Genomic DNA, 21,839 nt, shown 5'->3' with positions numbered 1-21,839 from the left:
TACGCCCAAGCTTCAGCGTTGGAAAGCGACCGCTACGCGTTTGCGTATGGTTTGTACATTTCCCTGCGGGTCGACCAGCTCGATCCACACCATATAGTAGCCCACCCGTGCTTTCGTGCCATCGTCGCAGTCGCCATCCCAGCGTAGAAAACCTTCGCTGCCCAGCCAGGCATTGTTTGCGAGCTCACGAATTACCCGACCCTGCGGATCGACGATCCGCACGTTGGCTGCATAGCCTCCCGGATCGAGCCGGTAGTGTATCTCCGTGAAATCGGGTTGGCCGACAACCGGTATAAAGACTTCCGGCGTTACAACGACGGCATCGTCAAACACGTGTACGGGCCGGGCTTGTGAATTGATGTAACCTGGCGTGGCATACCCGGCGGTTGTGCTCGCCGACTTCCAGTTATCCGGTGCCTCCGTGGCACCGGCGAAGGAGATGCGCTCGAGCGAAACACCTTCGGCGTCTTTCAGAAAGGGCGAATGATACGTCTGACTATAATGAAAGCTGTCGAGTATCCGGCCGGTGCTGTCTGTCAGGGCGATGGATCCTTCGTCGTCGTTGAGGGACGGCAGTGTCATTTCAACCAGGTGTTGCGCGGCGGGATAATGATTGGCCAGCACGGCGGCATCCGTGGTCAACGCCAGGTAGCCACCGGGTGGCAGCAGCAGATCGTCTTCGCTGATGATCCCGGCATCCTGCACCTGGTCGTTCACAACGTTGCCTAACGCCCAGCCTTTCACGTTAAAGTATTGCGGGGAAGTGTTTACAATCTCGACAAAATCTACGCCCTGCGGGCGCGGGTTAAAGAGCACTTCGTTCAACACGGCTTCTTGTGCTTGCGGTGCCGCAGGTAGACGGAAGGTAGCGCGGCCGTTGACCGACAGCAACGGGTTGCCGGTGCAGTCCCGGATATTTTGCACGGTAAGTGTATAGGTTGTTTCCGCGTCGAGCGGTGTACGGAGGGCCAGTTGCAGACGGCGCAAGGACGGGTCGGTGAACGAGACGGAAGCCAGGGGCACGGCGGGAGACAAGGTTACGTTTGTGACGGCCGGTGGCGTAGCGGCCAGGCGTTCGTTAAAGAGCAATGTGACGTGCGCGGCGTCTGTTGGAATGGCAGATAATAACACAGGACCCGTGTTGTCCGCGCGTTGCGCCCAGACACTGTTCTGTGTGCCTGGTGTCCCGCCGGCAGGTGCAGACGAGACGGTCCAGTTTGCATCGTCACCGCAGAGGTCGTTTGGGTCGATGATCTCCAGCGACCACCCGCCACCGCGCTTGTCGGCGCTGCTATACCAACGGTTTGAATACTGCACCGAGTCGACGACCGTACTGTCGGCCAGGCGAAGGACGATTACATCTCCGGCGTTGTTGAGGGAGGGGAAGGTGGTCGTGGCGGCTACGGGTCCATGCGCAGGAAAGGCATCCGCTCCGGCGGCTCCGGTAATGATGGCATAGCCGCCGGCCGGTAGCGTCACCGCGGGTAAGATGCCGCGGGTTGTCCCGTCTGTCAGTATCCAGCCGCCAAGGTTGAACGTCTTGTTGCTGCGGTTGTGAACCTCCACAAATTCGGCATCGGGCAGTCCCACTTCGGGCGTCGGGTCGGCCATGATCTCGGAAATGATCACATCCTTATAGGTCGGTCGTGTGCCCGGCGCCGCTGGTTTGCCCGTAATGAGAAAGTCGTCGAAGTAAAAAAGGTTGGAGCGCGTGGCGGTGTAGTCGCAATAGACACCGGCATATTGCGAGGTGGCATGCGTGACATCGGTCGCAATTCCTTCTACTGCATAGCGACCGGTCATGCCTATGTCCGTATGAAGTTGCCAATGGCCGGTGGCGTCGCGCGTTACCTTAATTCGCATACTGGAATTAGGAAATGCCAGGCGGCCGTTTACGCCGTCGATGATCTTTATCCGTGTGGTGCCGGTCTGACGGTATAGGCTTATCTCATCGTCGGTGTCACCGATCATGACGTAGTAGCCTTGCAACGCACCGTTCAGGTTGGCGGTGCTGGACGCCAGGTACACGCGCGCATAATTCACCGACGAGGGATCAAACCCGAGCCACACCGAAAACTCCCACGACGCCTCGGCCAACGCCTGACTGGGCGTTGCGAGGTGAGCTTCGCCCGCCTCCCCGGGCGCCTGCAACCGCAGTCGGCCGGACGACACCGTGAAGTATGCGGCGGTGCCGGTCCACGCCGGGTTGCCGGTAAAGTTTCCATCTGCAAAAGAATCAGACACTTGAGCGAACAGTTGTTGGCTGGCGAGCAAAAACGCAAACGTTATAAAACTATTTTCCGTAAACGTTTTCAGGATGGAAAAAATGAATATTTGTACGGGCTTCCACATAGGCACAACGGGAATAGATTATTTTTGTAAACTATAATAAAATCATAACAAAATGAAACTCGCAGTTGTCGGCGCTACCGGTTTGGTGGGCCAGGAAATCCTCAAAGTACTGGAGGAGAGAAGTTTTAAGTTTGACCAGTTATATCTTGTAGCCTCAGCCAAATCGGTGGGGCAGATCATAAAGTTTAAGGGTAAGGAATATACCATTAAGAGCATGGAGGAAGCTGTAAAGCTGGCTCCCGATGTAGCTATCTTCTCGGCTGGCGGCAATACTTCCCTGGAGTGGGCGCCGAAATTTGCAGAGGTGGGCACGATCGTGATCGATAACTCTTCGGCATGGCGCATGGACCCGACTAAAAAACTGGTTGTTCCCGAGATCAATGGTCACGAAATCACCATTGACGACCGCATCATCGCCAACCCCAACTGTTCTACCATTCAGATGGTGATGGCGCTGGCGCCGCTGCATGTCAAATACAAGATCAAACGCATTGTTGTTTCGACCTACCAGTCTGTAACCGGTACCGGCAAAGATGCCGTACAACAGATGATGGATGAGCGCCAGGGCATCAACGGCCCGAAAGTATACCCGCACAACATCGACATGAACGTGCTGCCGCACATCGACTCTTTCCTCGATAACGGTTACACCAAAGAAGAGATGAAGATGGTGAACGAGACCCGCAAGATCCTGGGTGACCAGTCACTTGCGGTGACGTCTACCACCGTGCGCATTCCCGCCGTTGGCGGTCACTCGGAGGCCGTGAACGTAGAGTTCCACGAAGACTTCAAACTAAGCGAAGTGCGGTCGATCCTGGCCGACACCCCGGGCGTGATCGTGCAAGACGATCCGAAAAACAACATTTACCCGATGCCGATCAACTCACACGGCCGTGACGAGGTATTTGTTGGCCGTCTGCGTCGTGATGAATCGCAACCGAACACGCTGAATATGTGGATTGTAGCCGATAACCTGCGTAAGGGTGCCGCGACAAACGCTGTGCAGATTGCAGAATTTATGACAGAGAGAAGCCTGGTGGCGGAATAGTCGCCTGGGCTCAAAATATGAGGCCATTCGCCAGCCGGCGAATGGCCTTTTTTTATGGTTCTGGGGCGTTTTGTAATAGGTTCCTATATGTCAGGCATAGCTCAAGTATGGCTATGGTATAGCGTTGATACGGGTAATCCCTAACGTTGCCCTGGCTTTGGGCAGGATCACCCGTATCAAACCCCTATCTTTCCCCTACTTGAATCCTATGTACGCCCTATAATAAAAAAGCCCTCCGCCAGCCGGCGGAAGGCCCTCTCTAAGTGCAAGCAGAGAGTGAAAATCTATCTATTTGCTGTCGCCGAAATCTACTTTAGGTGCGTTTTGTGCGTCGGCAGAAGCTTCAAACGGTTTGCGTACGCTGAAATCTTCGCCACCACCGAAGAGGCCGAGGGCGAAGCGTTTAAAGAAACCGCGGACGAAGACGTTATAGTTCCGTACGGCTTCGTTGTAGCGCTGACGGGCTACGTTGATGCGGTTTTCCGTGCCTTCTAATTGCGATTGCAGTTCCTGGAAATTTTCGGTCGACCGGATCTGAGGATAGGCCTCAAATGCGAGATTGATGGCGGTATTGATCTGGCGACCTGCAAGCTCGAGGTCTTCCGGTGTTTTGGCATTGACTATGCCGGCACGGGCCTGTGTTACTTGCGTCAAAATACTCTTTTCGTTTTCGGCGGCACCCTTTACCGTTTGCACGAGATTAGGAATGAGATCCGCCCGGCGTTGGTATGTAGCCTGCACGTCAGCCCATTGGGCGTTGACATCTTCCTGTGCGGCGACAGCTTTATCATAGATACCGCTGCCCCAGGAAATAAATCCGAAAACAATTACGACAATGACACCTAATACGATCAGTACGGTCAATAATCCTTTGCTCATAGTTTTTTATATGCTTTGAATATAGCCATTCGGAATCAATAATCAGGCCGCTCCGGCACCTTCTGCCATTTTTTCAGCGCTGTCGGCAATGCGCAGTTGTTCTACGAAATCTTCCAGATCGCCGTTCATGACGGCCGGCAGGTTGTATACCGTGTAGCCAATGCGATGATCGGTTACGCGGCTTTGCGGATAATTATAGGTCCGGATCTTCTCCGAACGGTCGCCGCTGCGCACCAGGGAACGGCGGGCGGCGCCCAGCTCGTTTGCCTGTTTTGTGACTTCCATCTCGTAGAGCTTCGTCTTCAGCATCTGCAAGGCGCGCTCGCGGTTGCCGTGCTGGGAGCGTTCGATCTGGCAGGTAATGACGATGCCGGTAGGCTTGTGGGTAAGCTGTACTTTGGTTTCAACCTTGTTTACGTTCTGCCCGCCCGCGCCGCTGGAACGTGCCGTTTGTACTTCGATGTCGGCAGGGTTGATGACGACCTCCTCTACATCTTCTACTTCGGGCAGCGCCACGACAGAGGCCGCCGAGGTGTGCACCCGGCCCTGTTGCTCGGTAGCCGGTACGCGCTGTACTCGGTGTACACCCGACTCGAATTTCAGCATGCCGTAGGCACCTTCGCCGCTTACACTGCTGATCACTTCCTTATAGCCACCGGCGGTACCTTCGGTCACGTCGAGCACAGCCATTTTCAGCCCGCGCTTTTCGCAGAAGCGTTGGTACATACGCCAGAGGTCGCCGGCAAAGATGGCTGCTTCGTCGCCACCGGTACCCGCGCGGATTTCCAGCAATACGTTCTTGTCGTCGTTGGGGTCTTTGGGAATGAGCAGTTCTTTCAGCTCGGCTTCAAAGCCGTCGATGCGCGGTTCCAGCTCGTCGATCTCCATCTTGGCCAGCTCGCGCAATTCGCTGTCTTTTTCCTTGGCCAGCACGTCTTTGGCTTGTTGCAGGTGGTTGCGGGCATCTTTGAACTGATTGTATTTCAATACGATCTTTTCCAGATCGCGGTATTCTTTGCTCAGTTGCGAGAACTTCTTCAGGTCGTTTACCGTATCGGGCTGGGCCAGCAGCAGGCCCACATCTTCAAAACGCAGCTTTATTTCTTCGAGTTTCTCTATCATACAATGTAATCAGCCTGCAAAGTTACGACAAAGAATACGGATTTCCCGGGGCGAGGGTTGATGCTGACGAGACAACAATTTGGATTTTCAGTGCTTACCCACAACCTTTGGGTCATGAAACCCAGGACCGTCATTTTATTGCTCTGCCTGACCGCGTGCGGTGGCTCTATGACCGAAGAACAACGTCGCAAACTGCACGAAGGCATGGAACAGCAAAAGATCGTGCAAATGACGGATGCGGAAATTATGACCACGGCGCACGAACGCGGCCGTGAGGTGTTTGCGGCACTGGAGAAAGTACATTTCAACCCTGCGAAAGCCGACTCGATCGGCGCGCGATACAAAGTACGCATCCACTGGACCGTACCAGGCACGGCCAACAATCAGGAAATCGAACAGCAGCTTATCGAAGCCTATATTTCAGGTATGGTAACGGGCTCTCTGCAAGACAATGTGCAGCGCCTATATACAGACGCCCGGCAAGGTGGCTACGATTCCATTTTATACTCCAAGCCCGTGGTAAGCCCGATGCCCGACGGCGTAGAGAAGCTGGATGGGGTGTGGAATATTTACCTGTCCAAGAAACAGGTCATCGTTTCTGCGCCGCATCACTGACACCGGCCGGTCGTCCATTTCAGGACCCCGTTTGCCTGTGCTTCACAATCATTATCGTATGTATTACCGTCGCAACCGCAGACAGGGTCTACGACTGCCGGGCACATAGCATGATCATCGATCTTCTCAGGATCGATGCAGCCCGTTGCGCGGTTGTTATCATCGTCGTCACTACAGGAAAACGATGCGATAAACAGCAGGGCCAGGATCATGGCATAACAGCTTTTTCTCATAACGTTAGTCTTTAGTTTCCCAGGCGTAGGCTAAAAAACTATTCCATCATGGACAAACGCCTTCGGTCCAGTGGAGTACACCGGCGGCGGAGGCCTCGCACGGTCCATAATACGTTTTTCCGTCGCAGCCGCAAACAGGAGCGTATCGTATGGGAATACAGATGACGTCTTCGTTAATCAGGCTTGGATCGATACAATCTGACCCTATACCGTCGTCATCATCCTTGCAGGACAACAGGGTGATCAACAACATGCCAATGATAATAATGGCAGAACCTTTCTTTCTCATGATTTTCATTTGTTATGCATGTATAGACACCGGAAATCAATCCTTCGTTGGAAAGATTTTAAATGAACGGTATCGCTCCGGTTCGGAATACACACTACATTTAGGCATCATTGACCAAAACCGAAACTTATGAAGAAACCCTTTACAAGCCTGCTGACCCTGGCAGCGCTGGTAGCCCCGTTTTTCCTGGCAGCACAGACGGTAGAAAAGATCGATACCGCCATGGTATCGAAGATCAGGAACGAGGGCATGAACCGTTCGCAGGTGATGGACATCCTGAGCATGCTGACCGACATTCACGGCCCGCGGCTTACAAACTCCCCTGGCTATAAGAACGCCGCCAACTATGCCAAAACCACCCTGGAGTCATGGGGTGTGCAAAACGTTTATTTTGATACCTGGGAAGAAGACTTCGGCCGCGGCTGGCAGTTGAAGAAGTTCAGCCTGAGCTCCCTCGCACCGGCGTATTTTCCCATGATCGCATATCCGAAAGCCTGGTCGCCGGGTATAAAAGGTGCCGTCCAGGCAGAGGCTGTATACCTCGACATCAGCAAAGAAGAAGACCTCAAAAAGTACGAGGGCAAACTGAAAGGCAAGATCGTTATGTTCAGCCTGCCGACACCGGTGAAGCCCGGCTTCAAGCCCGACGCCACGCGATTGAGCGACTCGACCTTATTGGTGATGGCCAACGCCGGTGTGGTGGAAGCACAAGGCGGCCGTCGTTTTTCGTCGCCGCAGGAACCTCAACGTCTTGCCTATGCAAAATGGGCGCTCTGCCAGAAAGAAGGTGCTGTCGCGGTGATCGAAGCGAGCTCGTCTTTCCGTCTGGAAGACGGTACCCTTACCGTAGCGGCGGCGACCGTACCGTACCCGGCGGAGACGCCGTTCAGCAAGCGCGTGGCGGCCTATAAGGCAAACGCCCCGAAGATCCTGCCGCAAGTCGTTGTGTCGGCCGAGCATTACAACCGCCTGGTGCGCCAAATTCAGAAAGGCCAGACGGTAAAGCTGGAGCTTGCGCTGGAAACGGAGTTCACACCGTCGGCGCCGGGCTATAACGTCATCGGCGAAATACCAGGCACCGACCTGAAAGACGAGGTCGTGATGATCGGTGCGCACTTAGACTCCTGGCACAGCGGCACCGGCACCACCGATAACGCCGCCGGCTCGGCCGTCATGCTCGAAGCCATACGGATCTTAAAAACACTGGGCGTGTCGCCGCGTCGTACCATCCGCATTGCCCTGTGGGGCGGTGAAGAGCAAGGCCTGCTGGGCTCGAAGTCGTATGTGAAACGTACGTATGGCGAGCGCCTCGACCGGGCCTATCCGTACGACTCGATCAGGGTGACACCGGCGGCCGGGAAGTTTTCAATATACCTCAACATGGACAACGGCTCCGGCCGCTTCCGCGGGATATACCTGCAGGGCAATGAAAACATCGGCAACATCTTCCGCGTGTGGTTCAAGCCCTTTAACAAGGTGGGTGCCGCTACACTTACCCTGCAAAACACCGGTGGCACCGACCACCTGTCGTTCGACGCCATCGGCCTGCCGGGCTTCCAGTTCATCCAGGACCCGCTGGAGTACGGCACCCGCACGCACCACACCAGCATGGACGTATACGACAAAGCAGTCGAGGGAGATCTCAAACAAAACGCTTCTATTGTTGCGGCGTTCGCCTGGCTCGCCGCCGTGCGCGACGAAAAAATGCCGCGCAAGTAACGCAGCAACTATACACAACAACAAAGGTGCGCCGGCAGATCCGTCGGCGCACCTTTTTTTGTTGATCCCTTCGCGTACTATTTCTTTCGCGAAGCCCGCTTCCAGCAGTCCACCAGGTGGTCGTTTACCAGACCGCACGCTTGCATGTGGGCATAGATCACCGTGCTGCCGACAAACTTAAACCCGCGTTTGATCAGGTCCTTGCTCAGTGCGTCGGACTCGGGTGTGGTGGCCGGCACTTCGCCGAGCGATTTCCATTTATTGACGATGGGTTTGCCGCCGACAAAACTCCAGATGTATTTGTCGAACGTACCGAACTCTTCCTGAACTTCCAGGAATCGTTTGGCATTATTTACAGCCGCATACACCTTCAGGCGGTTGCGAATGATACCGGGATCCAGCAGGAGCTTTTCCAGCTTTGCTTCTGTAAAGCGCGCAACCTTTGTCGGATCAAAGCCGGCAAACGCCTTGCGGTAGCCATCGCGTTTCTTTAAGATCGTGGACCAGCTCAGGCCGGCCTGCGCGCCTTCGAGGATGAGGAATTCAAAATGTATGTTGTCGTCGTGCACAGGCTCGCCCCACTCTTCGTCGTGGTAGCGGATATACGCATCAAACCCCAGGCACCAGCCGCATCGGTTTTTCTCTTTCATGATTTCATCTTTTCGTATACTGTATAGTGCTCGCCGTTCATGTCCATGGCATCGTACACACGCATGGCGCGGGCATTTGTCTTGTCGACATACAACCGCAGGCCGCGCAGCGAGGGGTCGGCCTCCACGGTTTTTGTGAGCGCCTGGAACATCGCCCGGAACACGCCACGCTGGCGGTATGCCACCGGCACATACAGGGAGTGCAGCCACCACACGGTACCGTTGCGCCATTCGCTCCATTCGTACGTCACCATGTGACAGCCGGCGATGGCACCGTCCAGTTCGGCCACGACGTAAAAACCCTTGGCGGGATCGGCCATTAAATTCTGCAAGCCTTGTTGCAATACCACTGCGTCGAGCGCGATGTTCTCTGTCTCTTGCGCCAGCCGCTGCTGAAAATCGATCAGCACAGGAATGTCGGCGGGCGTAGCGCGTCTGGTCGTGATCATGCGAGTGCCTGCTTAATATCGTCTATCAGATCGCCGGCCTCTTCAATGCCCGTAGACAAGCGCACCAGTCCGTCTGTGACGCCGATGGCCTTCCGTTCGTCGGCGCTCAATTTAACGTGTGAGGTACGCGCCGGGCTGATAATGGTCGACTCGATACCACCCAGGCTGGCCGCGCGCTGGATCAGTGCCAGCTTACTCATGAATGCCTGCGCATCACGTTTTACCTCAAACGAAAGCATGCCGCCGAAGCCTCCCGGCATTTGCGCCTTGGCGATGGCATGGTCGGGATGGTCTTCCAGGCCGGGATAATACACCCGGCCGATGCGATCGTCGGTCTTCAGGTACCGGGCGATGGCCAGTGCATTTTCATTTTGCTGGCGCACACGCAGCACAATGGTCTTCAGGCTTCGCTCGACAAGCCAGGCGGTGTGGGCATCGAGGCTACCGCCGTAGTTCACGGCGCTGGCCAGAATACGCTGTGTAAGGTCCTGGGTCGTTACGGCAAAACCGCAGCAGAGATCGCTGTGCCCGCCGATATACTTGGTGCCGCTGTGCAGCACGATGTCAATGCCCAGATCGATGGGATTCTGGTTGACGGGCGAAGCAAAGGTGTTGTCGATGAGGGTCAAAAGGCCATGGCGGCGCGCGATGGCGGCCACGGCCCGGATATCGGTTATCTTGAGCGTGGGGTTGGAAGGCGTCTCGATGTAGAGCAGGCGCGTCTCGGGGCGAATGGCTTTTTCGAAGTTGGCAGGATCAGCGCCGTCCACCAATGTGTAGGCGATACCAAAGCGGGGCATTTCCTGTGCCAGGGCGTGGTGCGTACCGCCGTACAGGTCGCGCTGGAAAACAGCGTGATCGCCGCTCTTGAGCAGACTGAAGAGGGTTGTCAGGATTGCCGCCATGCCGGAGGAAAAGACCACGCCGGCCTCGGCGTTCTCAAGTGCAGCGACCTTGCCCGCCACTGCCCGCTGGTTGGGTATATTAAAGTACCGGGGATACTGCAATGGGCCGCCCCCCTCGTTGTCGTAGGCTGACGATGGAAAGATGGGGGTCACTACGCCCCCATGGGCCAGGTACTCATGCGAGCCGGCATGAATACTTTGGGTGAGTTTAGAAGTTTTGCCGTGTATCATATATGCTACTAAAGTAAGGTTCGTATAGGGACCAAAAAATTACATTAAAAATTTTTCAATACTTTACGGCCATGTTTCACTTAACCTCAACAATTAAAATTTATGGCAAAAGAGTTTAAACCAAATGTTGGCCGCCAGATAGATGCCGGCGAAGCGCAGAAATGGATCGACGAGTATGACCGCGTGATGCGGAAAGACAAACTGGTGGACACAAAGGCGGTCTTCTATGGTCGTGACGCGCTGCTGAAGATGCTGTCGGAAGAAGGTACCACCGGCATCACCTTTTACCTGGCCCTGAAGCCGACAGAGGCTGACCCGAACAAAAAGACCGTTCAGCTGGTGCTTTATCCTACCTACGAAGACGGTACGATCAAGGCTACGGCAAAATCAACCGGCACGGATGCCGCTGCCATGAAGGTAATGGACGCCCAAAATCCCTATGATAAAGGACTTCAGTGTCCCCCTTATTGCCCCTAAGCGTTTTGTAAGCACCGCACCCAATGACGTTGGAGACCTACCTGTTAACGTTTAAAGTTCAAACAGTCCTGGCAGCCCTGGTAACGGTCCTGTCGTTTATCTATTTCGATAAACGACAGGCCGAGGTCAAGTTGCTGGGACTGACCTTCCTGCTGAGTTTTCTCAATGATCAGATGGCCGATATCCTCACGTTGCGCGGCAAGGAAGTAAACATCGCCAGTGCCATTTACGGCATTGTCTCCTTTATTCCGCTAAGCTTGCTATACGACAAGGCCCTCAACGGCCGGTACCATCGCGGTTTCACGATCGTGGGCCTTTTGTACCTGGTGTTTGCCGTATCAAACCTTTGTTTCGTGCAAAAGGATGAGATCAATACGTACAACTACACGTTCAGTGCGATCGTATTCCTGTTTTATAGCATTTTGTATTTCTACCGCCTCATGGTAGACCTACCCGTACAGCATCTGCACCGCGTGCCGATGTTCTGGTTCAATGCCGGTATGCTGATTTTTAATGCTGGAACGTTATTTCTTTATCTTTTTACGACGTATTTAGTTGAAGTTCTGCATAATGATTTATTGATTTACTGGACTTTTCACAACATCATGAATGTCATACAACTTTTGGTTGTAATGATCGGACTATGGCAGGACCTTCGGAATATCAAATCGCCCTCATCATCGCTATTGGAACCGTAGGCATGCTCTTCCTGGCGATTGCCATTATCCTGTTCATGGTATTTTACCAGAAGAAGATGATCCAGGAGCAGTTCAAGCGGCAGCAGCTCGAGCTTACCTACCAGCAAAAGATGATGGAAGCGGCCCTGGAGTCGCAAGAGAACGAACGACGACGCCTGGCCGGCGAGCTGCACGACAGCATCGGGGCCATGCTCTCGACCATCCGGGTGGGTATCACCACCATGGCGCGGCTCGGTTCCAACTCCGAGGCGCTGGAGCAATCCAAGCAAATGCTGGACGACACGATCGGATCGGTGCGACGCATCAGCCGCGACCTGATGCCCTCCACGCTGGAGAAGTTCGGTTTCTCGCATGCCGTGAAGGAATTATGTGAGCGGTTTCACGCGACATCCCTTCTGCCCATACATTGCATAGAGCAAGGAGAAGTCAGAAGCTTTGAAAAAAGCCGCGAGCTGATGTTGTACCGCATTGTTCAGGAGCTGCTTAACAACGCCCTGAAGCACTCGCAGGCAACGGAAATTTCCGTGCAGATGCATGCGAGCCACAATCTGCAACTGTCCGTGGAGGATAATGGCGTGGGATTTGATCCGGGAATTATCAAAAACTCGTCACAAAGTGGCAAGGGACTGGGCCTGTTCAACATTCAGAACCGCGCGCGCCTGCTGGGCGCGACGGTAGAGTTTGACACGACACGCTCGCATGGAAGCAAAATCACCCTGGTTATCCCGTATGAAAAAGTATAAAGTTTACATCGCCGACGATCATACGCTCTTCCGGAAAGCCATGGTAAACCTGCTGCGGTCGTTTCACCGTGTGCTGGAAGTAAAGGACGCCGAGAACGGTAAGGAGCTGCTGACGCTCATCAAGTACGAGCAACCCGATGTGGCGATCGTAGACCTGCAGATGCCCGTGATGGACGGCGCCGAGACCTGCGAACAGCTTATCAAGAAACACCCCGAGGTCAAGATCATCATCCTGACCATGCACGACAGCAACAAATACATCCTCCACATGATGGAAATGGGTGTGCATGCCTTCCTGCTGAAGAACACCGAGCCGGACGAGCTCGAAAAGGCGATCTACGCCGTTATTGAGAAGGACTTTTATCACAACGACCTGGTGGCGGCCGTGCTGCGCAAGAACGTTACGGAACGCAAGTCAGGGCAGCGCCCGCAGTTTCGCAGCGCCGAGCTAACCGAGCGCGAGAAGGAGATTCTGGTGTTGATCTGTCGCGAGCTGACGATACGCGAGATCGGACAAAAACTCTCGCTGAGCGAGAACACGGTACGCAATCACCGCGTGAACATGATGGACAAGATCGGTGTTAATAATACAGTCGGCCTGGTCAAGTTTGCGTACGAAGCCGGGATTGTGAGCTAATTTCCCCAAAAAGGTGGCCTAGTACAATTGTACTATTTTTATGGTACTTTTTTACCAGCGCCCTTCCGTCGGTAACTACCTATTCATCTCTTTTTCACGGTTTTCGCCGGATCATTGTTTCAACAATCATCGCGTCGGTCCACTTCTGCCGGAACGATCGGGATCAATTCGCGAACTTTCATAAAAGGTTCAAGGAATTACACGATCAACACGATCAGGTGATGTTTAACTCAGCACTCCTAGAAGTAATGAAAATACTTGTGGTTCACAGGCAGAAAGACACAGTTGTGCAGATAAAGTCAGTGCTTAGCGGATGTAATCCCGTTGTGCTTCACACCGAGTCTGGTTTGGATGGGCTCCTAACCTCGCGAATCGAACATTTCGATCTCATAATCTGCGGCACTGACCTGCCTGTGGTCACAGGATTCGAGCTAGTAAGATCAATCCGTACCCACTCCGTTAACCGTAATACCCCCGTTATCTTTATTGCCGATGAAGTAAACGAAAAAACTCTCCATTTAGGAAACGCCCTGGGTGTCGCCGCTACGCTTGTAGAACGTGACGTCGACGACCGTCTGGCGAACATCGTGCAGGAACGTGTGAAGCCTGAAGCAGACAAGGATTGGAACGACCTGCTTTCTAATACCCGGCTTAATTAGTTAAGCGCCATCTTTTATAATTGGTTTTCGTAAAGACCCTCTCTACACAATAAACACTTCCCCCTCTGATTAGGTCGGTCCCCTCCTGGTTACAGGAGGGGATTGATTTACGTGTTCCGGCCCTTTACATTTGGCCATGCAAGTCTACGACCTGGCGGTGATCGGTGGCGGAGCTGCAGGTTTTTTTGGCGCCCTGCAGACAGCCGAAATGAAACCGGGCAGCCGCATTCTCATTCTCGAAAAATCCAACAAGCTTCTCTCAAAAGTCCGCATCTCGGGCGGCGGCCGCTGCAACGTTACCCATGCCTGTTTTGAGCCCGGGCCCCTGTCCCGCCACTATCCCCGCGGCGAAAAACTGCTGAAGAACCTCTTCCGGGCGTTCCAGGCAAAAGACACCGTGGCCTGGTTCGCCTCCCGGGGTGTAAACCTGAAAGTCGAAGACGACGGCCGCATGTTTCCCGACACCGACAGCTCGGAGACGATCATCGACTGCTTTCGGCGCGAAGCACAACGCCACCGTGTCGCTATCGAAGTCGGTACCGGCGAAGTTACGGTGCAGCCGGGCCCGGCACATTTCTCCCTCACGACGCAACACGGTATGACACTCCAGGCACACCAGGTACTGGTTGCGACAGGTGGCCATGCCAACCCGCAGGCCTATCAATGGCTGGCGGCGCTTGGCCATACCGTAGTGCGCCCGATACCCTCCTTATTTACGTTAAATGATTCGCAAAAGGACTTTCGTGATCTGATGGGCATTGCGGTTCCGCATGCCGAGGTGCGCATCGCCACGACGAAGTTCTCGGAGACCGGCCCGGTGTTGATCACACACTGGGGCTTGAGTGGCCCGGCGGTGATCAGACTTTCTGCCTGGGCTGCCGCCTACCTGCACGAAGCCCACTACCAATGCACCGCACTGGTCAGCTGGATCGGGCCGGCGCAAGAGGAGGCTACGCGTCAACTGCTGCAAGAACACAAGGCCGCGCACGGCAAGCAACGGATCTACAGCCATCCGCTCTTTTCGCTGCCACAACGGTTGTGGCAAAAGCTCTGTACGCTTGCCACGATTGACGAATCCAGGATCTGGGCGGAATTGCCGCAGAAGAATCTGAATAAATTACTGGAATATCTCATTCGCTGCCCCTTCCAGATAAAAGGGAAGACGACCTTTAAGGAAGAGTTTGTGACCTGTGGCGGTGTGGACCTGAAAGAGATCAACCCCGAGACCTTAGAAAGCAGGGTGGTAAAAAATCTGTTCTTCGCGGGCGAGGTATTAAATATCGACGGCGAAACCGGCGGGTTTAATTTCCAGGCCGCATGGACTACCTCTCACCTGGCCGCGCGGCAGATCGCCGCAACCATTCAACACCGATAAGGGAAGAATTTACAATTATCGCAAAGTATATCCCCCAAGCCGGTGTAACTTATTCTTATTACTACCGTCTCTCCCCTGTTCCGGCGAGCCCATCAAAAATAATTACCACGGTTTAACAAACGATTTTATATTTTTCGTCATCATTAACCAAACTATATATAGTTAACCCATGAATCGATCCAGAATACCCTTACACGCCTGGCCGGCGGCCGTGCTGGCGCTCGTGCTGGCAGCATGCTCCGGTCACGAGGCGAAACAAGAGACGGCGGATGCATCCTCCTTTCGTGTACCCGTAGAGTACTACAAGCTGGACAACGGCTTGCGTGTTGTGCTCTCAGAAGACCACCATGCTCCGACCGTGGTGGTGGCGGTATACTATAACATCGGCTTTCGCATCGAGCCGAAGGACCGCACCGGCTTTGCACACTTGTTCGAACACATGATGTTTCAGGGTTCGGAGAACCTGGGCAAAATGGAGTTCATCAAATTGGTGCAACAGAACGGCGGCCTGCTAAACGGCTCGACGCGTTTTGACTTTACCAATTATTTTGAGGTTATGCCGGCACACAAGCTCGAAACGGCCCTGTGGGCGGAAGCCGACCGTATGAAGGGTCTGGCCATCACGCAGGAGAATCTTACCAACCAGCAGGGCGTTGTCAAGAACGAAGTAAAAGTAAACGTGCTCAACCAACCCTACGGCGGATTTCCCTGGCTGGACATGCCGCAGTATGCTAACGAGAACTGGTACAACGCCCACAACTTTTACGGCGACCTGAAAGACCTCGACTCGGCCAAGCTGGAAGATGTCGATAAGTTCTTTAAGACATACTATGCTCCGAACAACGCGGTCATCACGATCGTAGGCGACTTTACCACGGAAGAAGCCAAAAAGTGGGTGCAGCAATACTTCGCTCCCCTGCCCGCGGCAACACTGCCGGCGAAGCCCGACATCAGCGAGCCGGTGCAGCAGCAAGAGAAGCGGCACATCAAAGAAGATAAGCTGGCCAGCAAACCGGCCATCGCCATTGCCTATAAGATGCCGGAACGCAACACACCGGAGTATTTTGCCATGGGCCTGATCGACCAGCTGCTGGTACAAGGTAACGACAGCAAGCTTGCACAACGCATCGTGCAAGACAAGGGCTACACCGACCGTGTGAACGGCGGCATCAACTACCTCGGTAATATGTATAACTATAACGGCCCGATGGTATGGATGGCGAACCTGATCTACGACAATGCCCTGCCGGCAGACTCGATCATTCACCAGTTTGATCAGGCTATCCTGGAACTCGATGCCGTGTCGCAGGAAGATGTAGACCTCGCGCTGGTAAAAGTCCGCTCCGACCTGTACGACACCATGGATCGCCTCTCGGGTTTCGGCCGCGCAGACCTGCTGGCCTCTTTTGCCCTATTTGATGATGATCCCAACCGCATCAACCTGCTGGAAAGCGAATTCAAAAAGGTCACGCCCGATGTCGTCAAAAAGACCGCCAAAGAATACCTGCGTGCCACCAACCGCACGATCCTCATCATTGACCCCAAAGCCACAAACCTATGAGATCCTCGCTATATGTATATACCCTGGCGCTGACGTTGTTGGCGACAGGTGCCGCCTCTGCTCAAAAGCAAAGCCCGCCCCCCGGCGGCGCACCGCACGACTTTAAACTGCCCGCCAAAAAGGTCAATACGCTGCCCAACGGCCTGCGCTCGACGCTGGTGGAGTACGGCGTTACACCGAAAGTGACCGTGAGTGTTATTGTCAAGACAGGCAACGTACACGAAGGTGCCAACGAAGTATGGCTGGCCGATTTTACCGGCAAGTTGATAAATGAAGGGTCCGCAACACTTGACGCCAAAGCGCTGGCGAAGAAAGTCGCGCTGATGGGCGGTGAATTAAATATTTCCACTGGCCTGAACCAAACCACCCTTTCGGGGTCGGTGTTGTCAGAGTATGCACCGGACCTGATAAAGGTCCTCGCCGACGTTGTCATACACCCTGCTTTCCCGGCAAAGGAGGTGGACCGTCTGAAGAACGATCTAAAGCGTGGACTGTCCGTGCAGAAAAGCATACCACAGAGCCAGGCGTTCGAACGTTTTGGCAAGACGTTGTATCCTGACCAGCCCTACGGTCGCTACTTTCCAACCGAGGCGATGCTGGACAGCTATACATTGGAGAACGCCAAAGCTTTTTACGATAAAAACTTCGGCGCACAACGCACCGTGGTGTACGTCGTAGGGAAGTTCGATGAAGATGCGGTAACAAAAGCTATTGACGAATCTTTTACATCATGGCAGAAAGGCCCGGCGGTAGATTACCCGGTGGCAAAGCCGGCGAAGAATGGCCCGGCGGAAATCATCGATCGCCCGGGCGCGCCACAAACCACTGTGATGCTCGGCCTGCCGGTGATCGACCCTTCGCAACCCGACTACCTGGCCTTGCAAGTAACGAACACGCTGTTGGGCGGTTCTTTCATTTCGCGCATCACCTCTAACATACGCGAAGACAAAGGTTACACTTATTCACCGTATGCCTCGATGAACGCCAATGTAAAGGGCGCCTATTGGGCTGAACGAGCGGACGTAACGACCGAGCACACCGGTGCCTCGCTGCAAGAGATCTCCAAAGAGATCAAACGCCTGCAGACCGAGCCCGTCGACAAGAAAGAGCTGGAAGGCATTCAGAACTTCGAAGCCGGCAACTTTGTGCTGCAGAACTCCACGCCGAATGGTATCATTAACCAACTCAACTTTATCGACCTGCACGGACTGAGTGACGACTACCTCAACAACCGTGTGAAGAACATCTATGCGGTAACACCGGAGAAGATACAGTCGCTGGCCAGGGAGTATTTCAAGTATGAAAACATGACGCTGGTACTGGTAGGCGACAAAAAACAGCTGGACAAACAGATGAAGTCGCACGAAGAGGCGCTGAAAAAAGATCGGTAGTATAGCAGCTATTGTTTACAAATAAGGGACAGTTGATCTGTCCCTTATTTGTTTATTCCCAATGCGCTGCGAGCATTATTTTTGGTCCTTCCGGACAATAAAGAAGTAGATCAGGAAGCCCAGGGACACCGAAAGGGCAAAGAGGCCATAGGGCAGCGGCGACTCGACATCGTGCGGAATATACTCCATCAGGATCAGCGAGAGCCCCGCGAAGAAAATGATCAACCCCCATTTCAACGACGGATACCGGCTTTCGGCCACATGCGGAACGGTGTGTTGTTTGAAAATGGCTTGCGTATCTTCATTGACATATCCTTTGTCGATCATTCGCTTTTTCAGGATATAATCTGTCAGCGTGCGGGTAAACGCCACCAGGGCGGCGCCAAAAGTACCCATGATCGAGACCGGCATTAATATTTTAACCAAATCATCCATAGTATTTTATTTTTTGATCTTGCCCGTAGGACACAGGCCCGGGCACAGGTGTTGCAATTTCTTTAAATATTTTTTGTTCCCCCGGTCTTACCGCTATTTTTCTATATTCCTGCAACATTCTGTAACGAAGCATTGTCTAACCCATCCATGATAGATGAACGGGCGCTGATCTCTCGGATCTTACAAGGAGACAGACAGGCTTTCAGGCTGCTCATTACGCAGCATGAAAGGCTTGTGGCCCATATGGTTGCGCGGGTGGTAAAACACGACGAGGAGCGGGAAGAGCTTTGCCAGGATGTTTTTATGCGTGTGTTCGAAAAGATCGGTGACTTCAACTTTCAGTCAAAGCTTTCTACGTGGATCGCCACCATTGCCTACCGCCTGGCCATCAACCACCTGCGAAAACAAAAGATGTCGTTTCTCGACATTCCCGAAGAAGAGCGTTTTACAGATCTCTTTGTGGAAGAGCGCAACCCGGCGGCGATTCTCGAAGATGAAGACAGTGACGGCATGGTGCTGAAGCTGGTCGACAAACTTCCGCCGCAGTATAAAATGGTGTTGATGCTGTACCACGTAGAGGGCATGCGCTACGACGAGATCGGTGAAATAACGGGCATGCCCGAGGGCACGGTCAAGAGCTATCTGTTCCGGGCGCGTACCCTTTTAAAAGATAAAGTTATCAAGTACCTTGGCAAAGAGGAGCTGCTATGAACCGCGACGAAGAAAAACTTCAGGAAAAGATCGAAGCCAACATGGGGGTTGACGACGGTCATGCCGATACGCAGGCTTACCGGCAGGTATTCCAGGCATTGGAAAAACCACCGCGTTACGCCCTGTCCGACGCGTTTGCCGACAATGTGCTCCGCAAAGTTGAACGGAAAGAACAGCGCTCGTTGCGCGTGGCGTATGCCTGGCTGGCAGCCGGTATCGTGCTGCTGATCGGTGCGTGTGCAGCCGTAGTAATGCTGACCGAGTTTACGTTCGAAGCAGGTTTCCTGCGCGGCATGGCCGACTACAAGGGCCTCCTGGCCTTCGGCGTGGCGTTTGTGCTCCTTCTTCACTGGGTGGATAAGCGCCTGATCCACCGCCACCACCCCTCCCGATAGCCATCGGGATAGCGGTTGGGGCAACAATTCTGCGAATCAAAGGTCCCCAACGTTCCAAAAACCCGCTCCAGTGCCTATTTTTGCCGCAAATTATTCAATGTATGAGCTATCGCATCGAAAAAGACACCATGGGTGAAGTGCAGGTTCCTGCCGACAAATATTGGGGCGCGCAAACGGAGCGCTCGCGCAACAATTTTAAGATCGGTCCCGAGGCCAGCATGCCGAAAGAGATCATTTATGCCTTCGCCTATCTGAAGAAGGCGGCAGCACAAGCCAACCACGACCTGGGTGTTCTTACCGCCGACAAGCGCGACCTGATCGGCAAAGCATGCGATGAGATCCTGGCGGGTAAGCTCGACCAGGAGTTTCCCCTCGTGATCTGGCAAACCGGCTCGGGCACACAAAGCAACATGAACGTAAACGAGGTGATTGCTTACCGCGCCCATGTACTGCACGGCGGCCAGCTCACCGACGAGAAAAAAGTATTGCACCCCAACGACGACGTCAACAAGTCGCAATCGTCTAACGATACCTTTCCCACCGCCATGCACATCGCCGCCTACAAGCAGGTAGTAGACATAACCCTGCCGGGCATGAAGAAGCTGCGCGACACGCTGGCGAAAAAGGCGGAGACCTATAAGAGCATTGTAAAAACCGGTCGCACGCATTTTATGGATGCTACCCCGCTTACATTGGGCCAGGAGTTCTCCGGCTATGTACAACAGATCGACAACAGTATACGGGCGATCAAAAATGCGCTGGAAGTGGTACGTGAGCTGGCCCTGGGGGGTACGGCTGTCGGTACCGGGCTCAATACACCCAAAGGCTACGACGTACTGGTGGCTAAGAAGATTGCCGAGCTTACCGGTCTTCCGTTTGTTACGGCTCCGAATAAATTTGAGGCCCTGGCTGCACACGATGCCATGGTAGAGCTGTCGGGCGCCCTGAAGCGCGCGGCGGTATCATTTATGAAGATCGCCAACGACATCCGCATGCTGAGCTCCGGCCCACGCAGCGGCATCGGCGAGATCATCATTCCCGACAACGAACCGGGCTCTTCGATCATGCCGGGCAAGGTAAACCCTACACAGCCCGAAGCGCTGACGATGGTTTGCGCACAGGTCATTGGTAACGACGTCGCCGTATCGATCGGCGGTGCTACGGGCCACTTCGAACTGAACGTATTTAAGCCGGTGATCGCCGCCAACGTATTACAGTCTGCCCGCCTGATCGGCGACGCGTGCGTATCGTTCAACGACAAGTGTGCCGACGGTATCGTACCGAACGAGCCGGTGATCAAGCAGCACCTCGAGAACTCCCTGATGCTGGTAACATCGCTCAATACACACATTGGCTATGAGAACGCCGCGAAGATCGCCAAGAAGGCGCACAAGGAGAACAAGACGCTCCGCGAAGCAGCCATAGAGCTCGGCCTCCTCACCTCGGAGCAGTTTGATCAGTGGGTGCGCCCGGAGAAAATGGTAGGCAGCCTCGACTGATGTACAATTATTCACAATTATTTGTACCTTTAATGTGATTTTAACCAATCCGAGAATGAAAAAAGTTATTGTACTACTACTCTGCCTGTCATTAGTAGCAGTCTCGACACAGACCTTCGCACAGCTCTCGAAGAAAGAAAAGAAAGAGTGGAAGAAGAAGGCCAAAGAGTTTTCCAAGAACCCGGCCAACCTGAAGCAGCTCACTGAAGATAAAGCCGCCGCCGACGAGCAAGTTTCGTCCCTGAATACAAAGGTAACGCAGATGCAATCCAGCATCAGCGACAAGGACGCCAAGATCACCTCGCTGGAAGATGAGCTTCAGCAACTGCGCGGTCAGCTGACGTCCACCAAAGCCGAGCTGGCGCAGCTGAAGGAATCACCGGTGGTAAACCCGATGGACTTCTCCAAAGGCATCGTCTTCAAGGTGCAGGTAGGTGCTTTCAAGAACAAAGACCTGGCTAAATACTTTGACAACAACCCCAACTTTGGTGGTGAAGCCCGTGACGGCGAACCGCAAAAGATTACGATCGGCATCTTCCGCGACTATTGGGAAGCCGATACCTTCAAGAAATATATGCGCGACATGGGCGTAAAAGACGCCTGGATCGTGCCGTACCGCGACGGCCAGCGCGTGGAGATCAAAGACGTACTGGAAGGTGTTATCAACGACAAAGCCGCCAGCACGAAATAGTTTCCCAAAAAACGTCTGGCAACAGAAGAGCAGTGCCTTGGTTGGCACTGCTTTTTTTATTTATTTACTTCGTTT

At 53.8% G+C, this 21,839-nt stretch carries 24 protein-coding genes; 15 read left to right on the top strand and 9 right to left on the bottom strand.

What is annotated here, in order from left to right; all coding sequences use genetic code 11:
• Positions 1–12: 12 nt before the first annotated feature.
• Positions 13–2,244, bottom strand: coding sequence for a lamin tail domain-containing protein (locus KK078_RS22650; protein ID WP_254092607.1), 2,232 nt, complete (start codon positions 2,242–2,244; stop codon positions 13–15).
• A 160-nt stretch (positions 2,245–2,404) separates the two neighbouring features.
• Between KK078_RS22650 and KK078_RS22645 the strand changes: the two genes are divergently transcribed.
• Positions 2,405–3,400, top strand: coding sequence for an aspartate-semialdehyde dehydrogenase (locus KK078_RS22645; RefSeq protein ID WP_254092606.1), 996 nt, complete (start codon positions 2,405–2,407; stop codon positions 3,398–3,400).
• A gap of 288 nt (positions 3,401–3,688) precedes the next feature.
• On the opposite strand, the gene KK078_RS22640 is transcribed toward KK078_RS22645, so the two are convergent.
• Both KK078_RS22640 and prfA read right to left on the bottom strand, forming a co-directional pair.
• Entirely contained in the window at positions 3,689–4,279 is a 591-nt protein-coding gene (locus tag KK078_RS22640; protein ID WP_254092605.1) for a LemA family protein, read from the bottom strand.
• A gap of 42 nt (positions 4,280–4,321) precedes the next feature.
• Positions 4,322–5,401, bottom strand: coding sequence for a peptide chain release factor 1 (gene prfA, locus KK078_RS22635; RefSeq protein ID WP_254092604.1), 1,080 nt, complete (start codon positions 5,399–5,401; stop codon positions 4,322–4,324).
• Between the two features lie 114 nt (positions 5,402–5,515).
• On the opposite strand from prfA, the gene KK078_RS22630 reads away from it, so the two are divergent.
• Complete coding sequence (locus KK078_RS22630) at positions 5,516–6,016, top strand: hypothetical protein (RefSeq protein WP_254092603.1); 501 nt, start codon at positions 5,516–5,518, stop codon at positions 6,014–6,016.
• Here the strand turns inward: KK078_RS22630 and KK078_RS22625 are convergent.
• The gene (locus KK078_RS22625; RefSeq protein ID WP_254092602.1) at positions 6,010–6,249 is read right to left on the bottom strand and encodes a Kazal-type serine protease inhibitor family protein; all 240 of its coding nucleotides are present in this window, start codon (positions 6,247–6,249) and stop codon (positions 6,010–6,012) included. The genes KK078_RS22630 and KK078_RS22625 overlap by 7 nt on opposite strands.
• 46 nt (positions 6,250–6,295) lie before the next feature.
• Positions 6,296–6,538: a Kazal-type serine protease inhibitor domain-containing protein gene (locus tag KK078_RS22620; RefSeq protein WP_254092601.1), complete on the bottom strand. Its 243-nt coding sequence runs from the start codon at positions 6,536–6,538 to the stop codon at positions 6,296–6,298.
• A gap of 129 nt (positions 6,539–6,667) precedes the next feature.
• On the opposite strand from KK078_RS22620, the gene KK078_RS22615 reads away from it, so the two are divergent.
• Positions 6,668–8,257 (top strand): M20/M25/M40 family metallo-hydrolase, encoded by a 1,590-nt coding sequence (locus KK078_RS22615; protein ID WP_254092600.1) that lies wholly within the window; start codon positions 6,668–6,670, stop codon positions 8,255–8,257.
• Between the two features lie 77 nt (positions 8,258–8,334).
• Here KK078_RS22615 and KK078_RS22610 read toward each other — a convergent pair whose 3' ends face one another.
• The 3 genes from KK078_RS22610 to KK078_RS22600 are packed head-to-tail and all read right to left on the bottom strand — an operon-like array spanning position 8,335 to position 10,492.
• The gene (locus tag KK078_RS22610) at positions 8,335–8,907 is read right to left on the bottom strand and encodes a DNA-3-methyladenine glycosylase I (protein ID WP_254092599.1); all 573 of its coding nucleotides are present in this window, start codon (positions 8,905–8,907) and stop codon (positions 8,335–8,337) included.
• A complete protein-coding gene (locus KK078_RS22605) occupies positions 8,904–9,356 on the bottom strand; it encodes a GNAT family N-acetyltransferase (protein ID WP_254092598.1) in 453 nt (150 codons plus the stop codon). The genes KK078_RS22610 and KK078_RS22605 overlap by 4 nt, the downstream gene beginning before the upstream one ends.
• A complete protein-coding gene (locus tag KK078_RS22600) occupies positions 9,353–10,492 on the bottom strand; it encodes a trans-sulfuration enzyme family protein (protein WP_254092597.1) in 1,140 nt (379 codons plus the stop codon). Before KK078_RS22600 ends, KK078_RS22605 begins: the two co-directional genes overlap by 4 nt.
• 102 nt (positions 10,493–10,594) lie before the next feature.
• On the opposite strand from KK078_RS22600, the gene KK078_RS22595 reads away from it, so the two are divergent.
• The 8 genes from KK078_RS22595 (at position 10,595) to KK078_RS22560 (ending at position 18,033) form a co-directional block, all read left to right on the top strand.
• Positions 10,595–10,969, top strand: coding sequence for a hypothetical protein (locus KK078_RS22595; protein ID WP_254092596.1), 375 nt, complete (start codon positions 10,595–10,597; stop codon positions 10,967–10,969).
• Positions 10,970–10,992: 23 nt separating this feature from the next.
• The gene (locus tag KK078_RS22590) at positions 10,993–11,667 is read left to right on the top strand and encodes a hypothetical protein (RefSeq protein WP_254092595.1); all 675 of its coding nucleotides are present in this window, start codon (positions 10,993–10,995) and stop codon (positions 11,665–11,667) included.
• Positions 11,613–12,410, top strand: coding sequence for a sensor histidine kinase (locus tag KK078_RS22585; protein ID WP_254092594.1), 798 nt, complete (start codon positions 11,613–11,615; stop codon positions 12,408–12,410). Before KK078_RS22590 ends, KK078_RS22585 begins: the two co-directional genes overlap by 55 nt.
• Complete coding sequence (locus KK078_RS22580) at positions 12,397–13,047, top strand: response regulator transcription factor (RefSeq protein WP_254092593.1); 651 nt, start codon at positions 12,397–12,399, stop codon at positions 13,045–13,047. The genes KK078_RS22585 and KK078_RS22580 overlap by 14 nt, the downstream gene beginning before the upstream one ends.
• A gap of 221 nt (positions 13,048–13,268) precedes the next feature.
• Positions 13,269–13,706, top strand: coding sequence for a response regulator (locus tag KK078_RS22575; RefSeq protein ID WP_254092592.1), 438 nt, complete (start codon positions 13,269–13,271; stop codon positions 13,704–13,706).
• Positions 13,707–13,842: 136 nt separating this feature from the next.
• Positions 13,843–15,081, top strand: a complete 1,239-nt coding sequence (locus tag KK078_RS22570; RefSeq protein ID WP_254092591.1) for a BaiN/RdsA family NAD(P)/FAD-dependent oxidoreductase — start codon at positions 13,843–13,845, stop codon at positions 15,079–15,081.
• A gap of 169 nt (positions 15,082–15,250) precedes the next feature.
• Entirely contained in the window at positions 15,251–16,642 is a 1,392-nt protein-coding gene (locus KK078_RS22565; RefSeq protein WP_254092590.1) for a M16 family metallopeptidase, read from the top strand.
• Positions 16,639–18,033 (top strand): M16 family metallopeptidase, encoded by a 1,395-nt coding sequence (locus KK078_RS22560; RefSeq protein ID WP_254092589.1) that lies wholly within the window; start codon positions 16,639–16,641, stop codon positions 18,031–18,033. The genes KK078_RS22565 and KK078_RS22560 overlap by 4 nt, the downstream gene beginning before the upstream one ends.
• A gap of 75 nt (positions 18,034–18,108) precedes the next feature.
• Here the strand turns inward: KK078_RS22560 and KK078_RS22555 are convergent, their stop codons facing one another.
• Complete coding sequence (locus KK078_RS22555; protein WP_254092588.1) at positions 18,109–18,468, bottom strand: DUF6249 domain-containing protein; 360 nt, start codon at positions 18,466–18,468, stop codon at positions 18,109–18,111.
• A gap of 147 nt (positions 18,469–18,615) precedes the next feature.
• Between KK078_RS22555 and KK078_RS22550 the strand changes: the two genes are divergently transcribed.
• From KK078_RS22550 to KK078_RS22535, 4 genes are all read left to right on the top strand, one after another.
• Positions 18,616–19,179: an RNA polymerase sigma factor gene (locus KK078_RS22550; protein WP_254092587.1), complete on the top strand. Its 564-nt coding sequence runs from the start codon at positions 18,616–18,618 to the stop codon at positions 19,177–19,179.
• Positions 19,176–19,574 carry a hypothetical protein gene (locus KK078_RS22545; RefSeq protein WP_254092586.1) on the top strand — a complete coding sequence of 133 codons (399 nt, stop codon included), beginning with the start codon at positions 19,176–19,178 and terminating at the stop codon, positions 19,572–19,574. Before KK078_RS22550 ends, KK078_RS22545 begins: the two co-directional genes overlap by 4 nt.
• 101 nt (positions 19,575–19,675) lie before the next feature.
• On the top strand, positions 19,676–21,073 hold the full coding sequence (gene fumC / locus KK078_RS22540) for a class II fumarate hydratase (RefSeq protein WP_254092585.1): 1,398 nt from the start codon (positions 19,676–19,678) through the stop codon (positions 21,071–21,073).
• 55 nt (positions 21,074–21,128) lie between these two features.
• A complete protein-coding gene (locus KK078_RS22535) occupies positions 21,129–21,764 on the top strand; it encodes a coiled-coil domain-containing protein (RefSeq protein WP_254092584.1) in 636 nt (211 codons plus the stop codon).
• Positions 21,765–21,839: the final 75 nt, after the last annotated feature.

It is taken from the genome of Dawidia soli (assembly GCF_018598185.1).
GTDB lineage: Bacteria > Bacteroidota > Bacteroidia > Cytophagales > Cyclobacteriaceae > Ohtaekwangia > Ohtaekwangia soli.
Note: the sequence above shows the minus strand (reverse complement) of the source record. Positions and strands in the feature narration are given on the sequence as shown.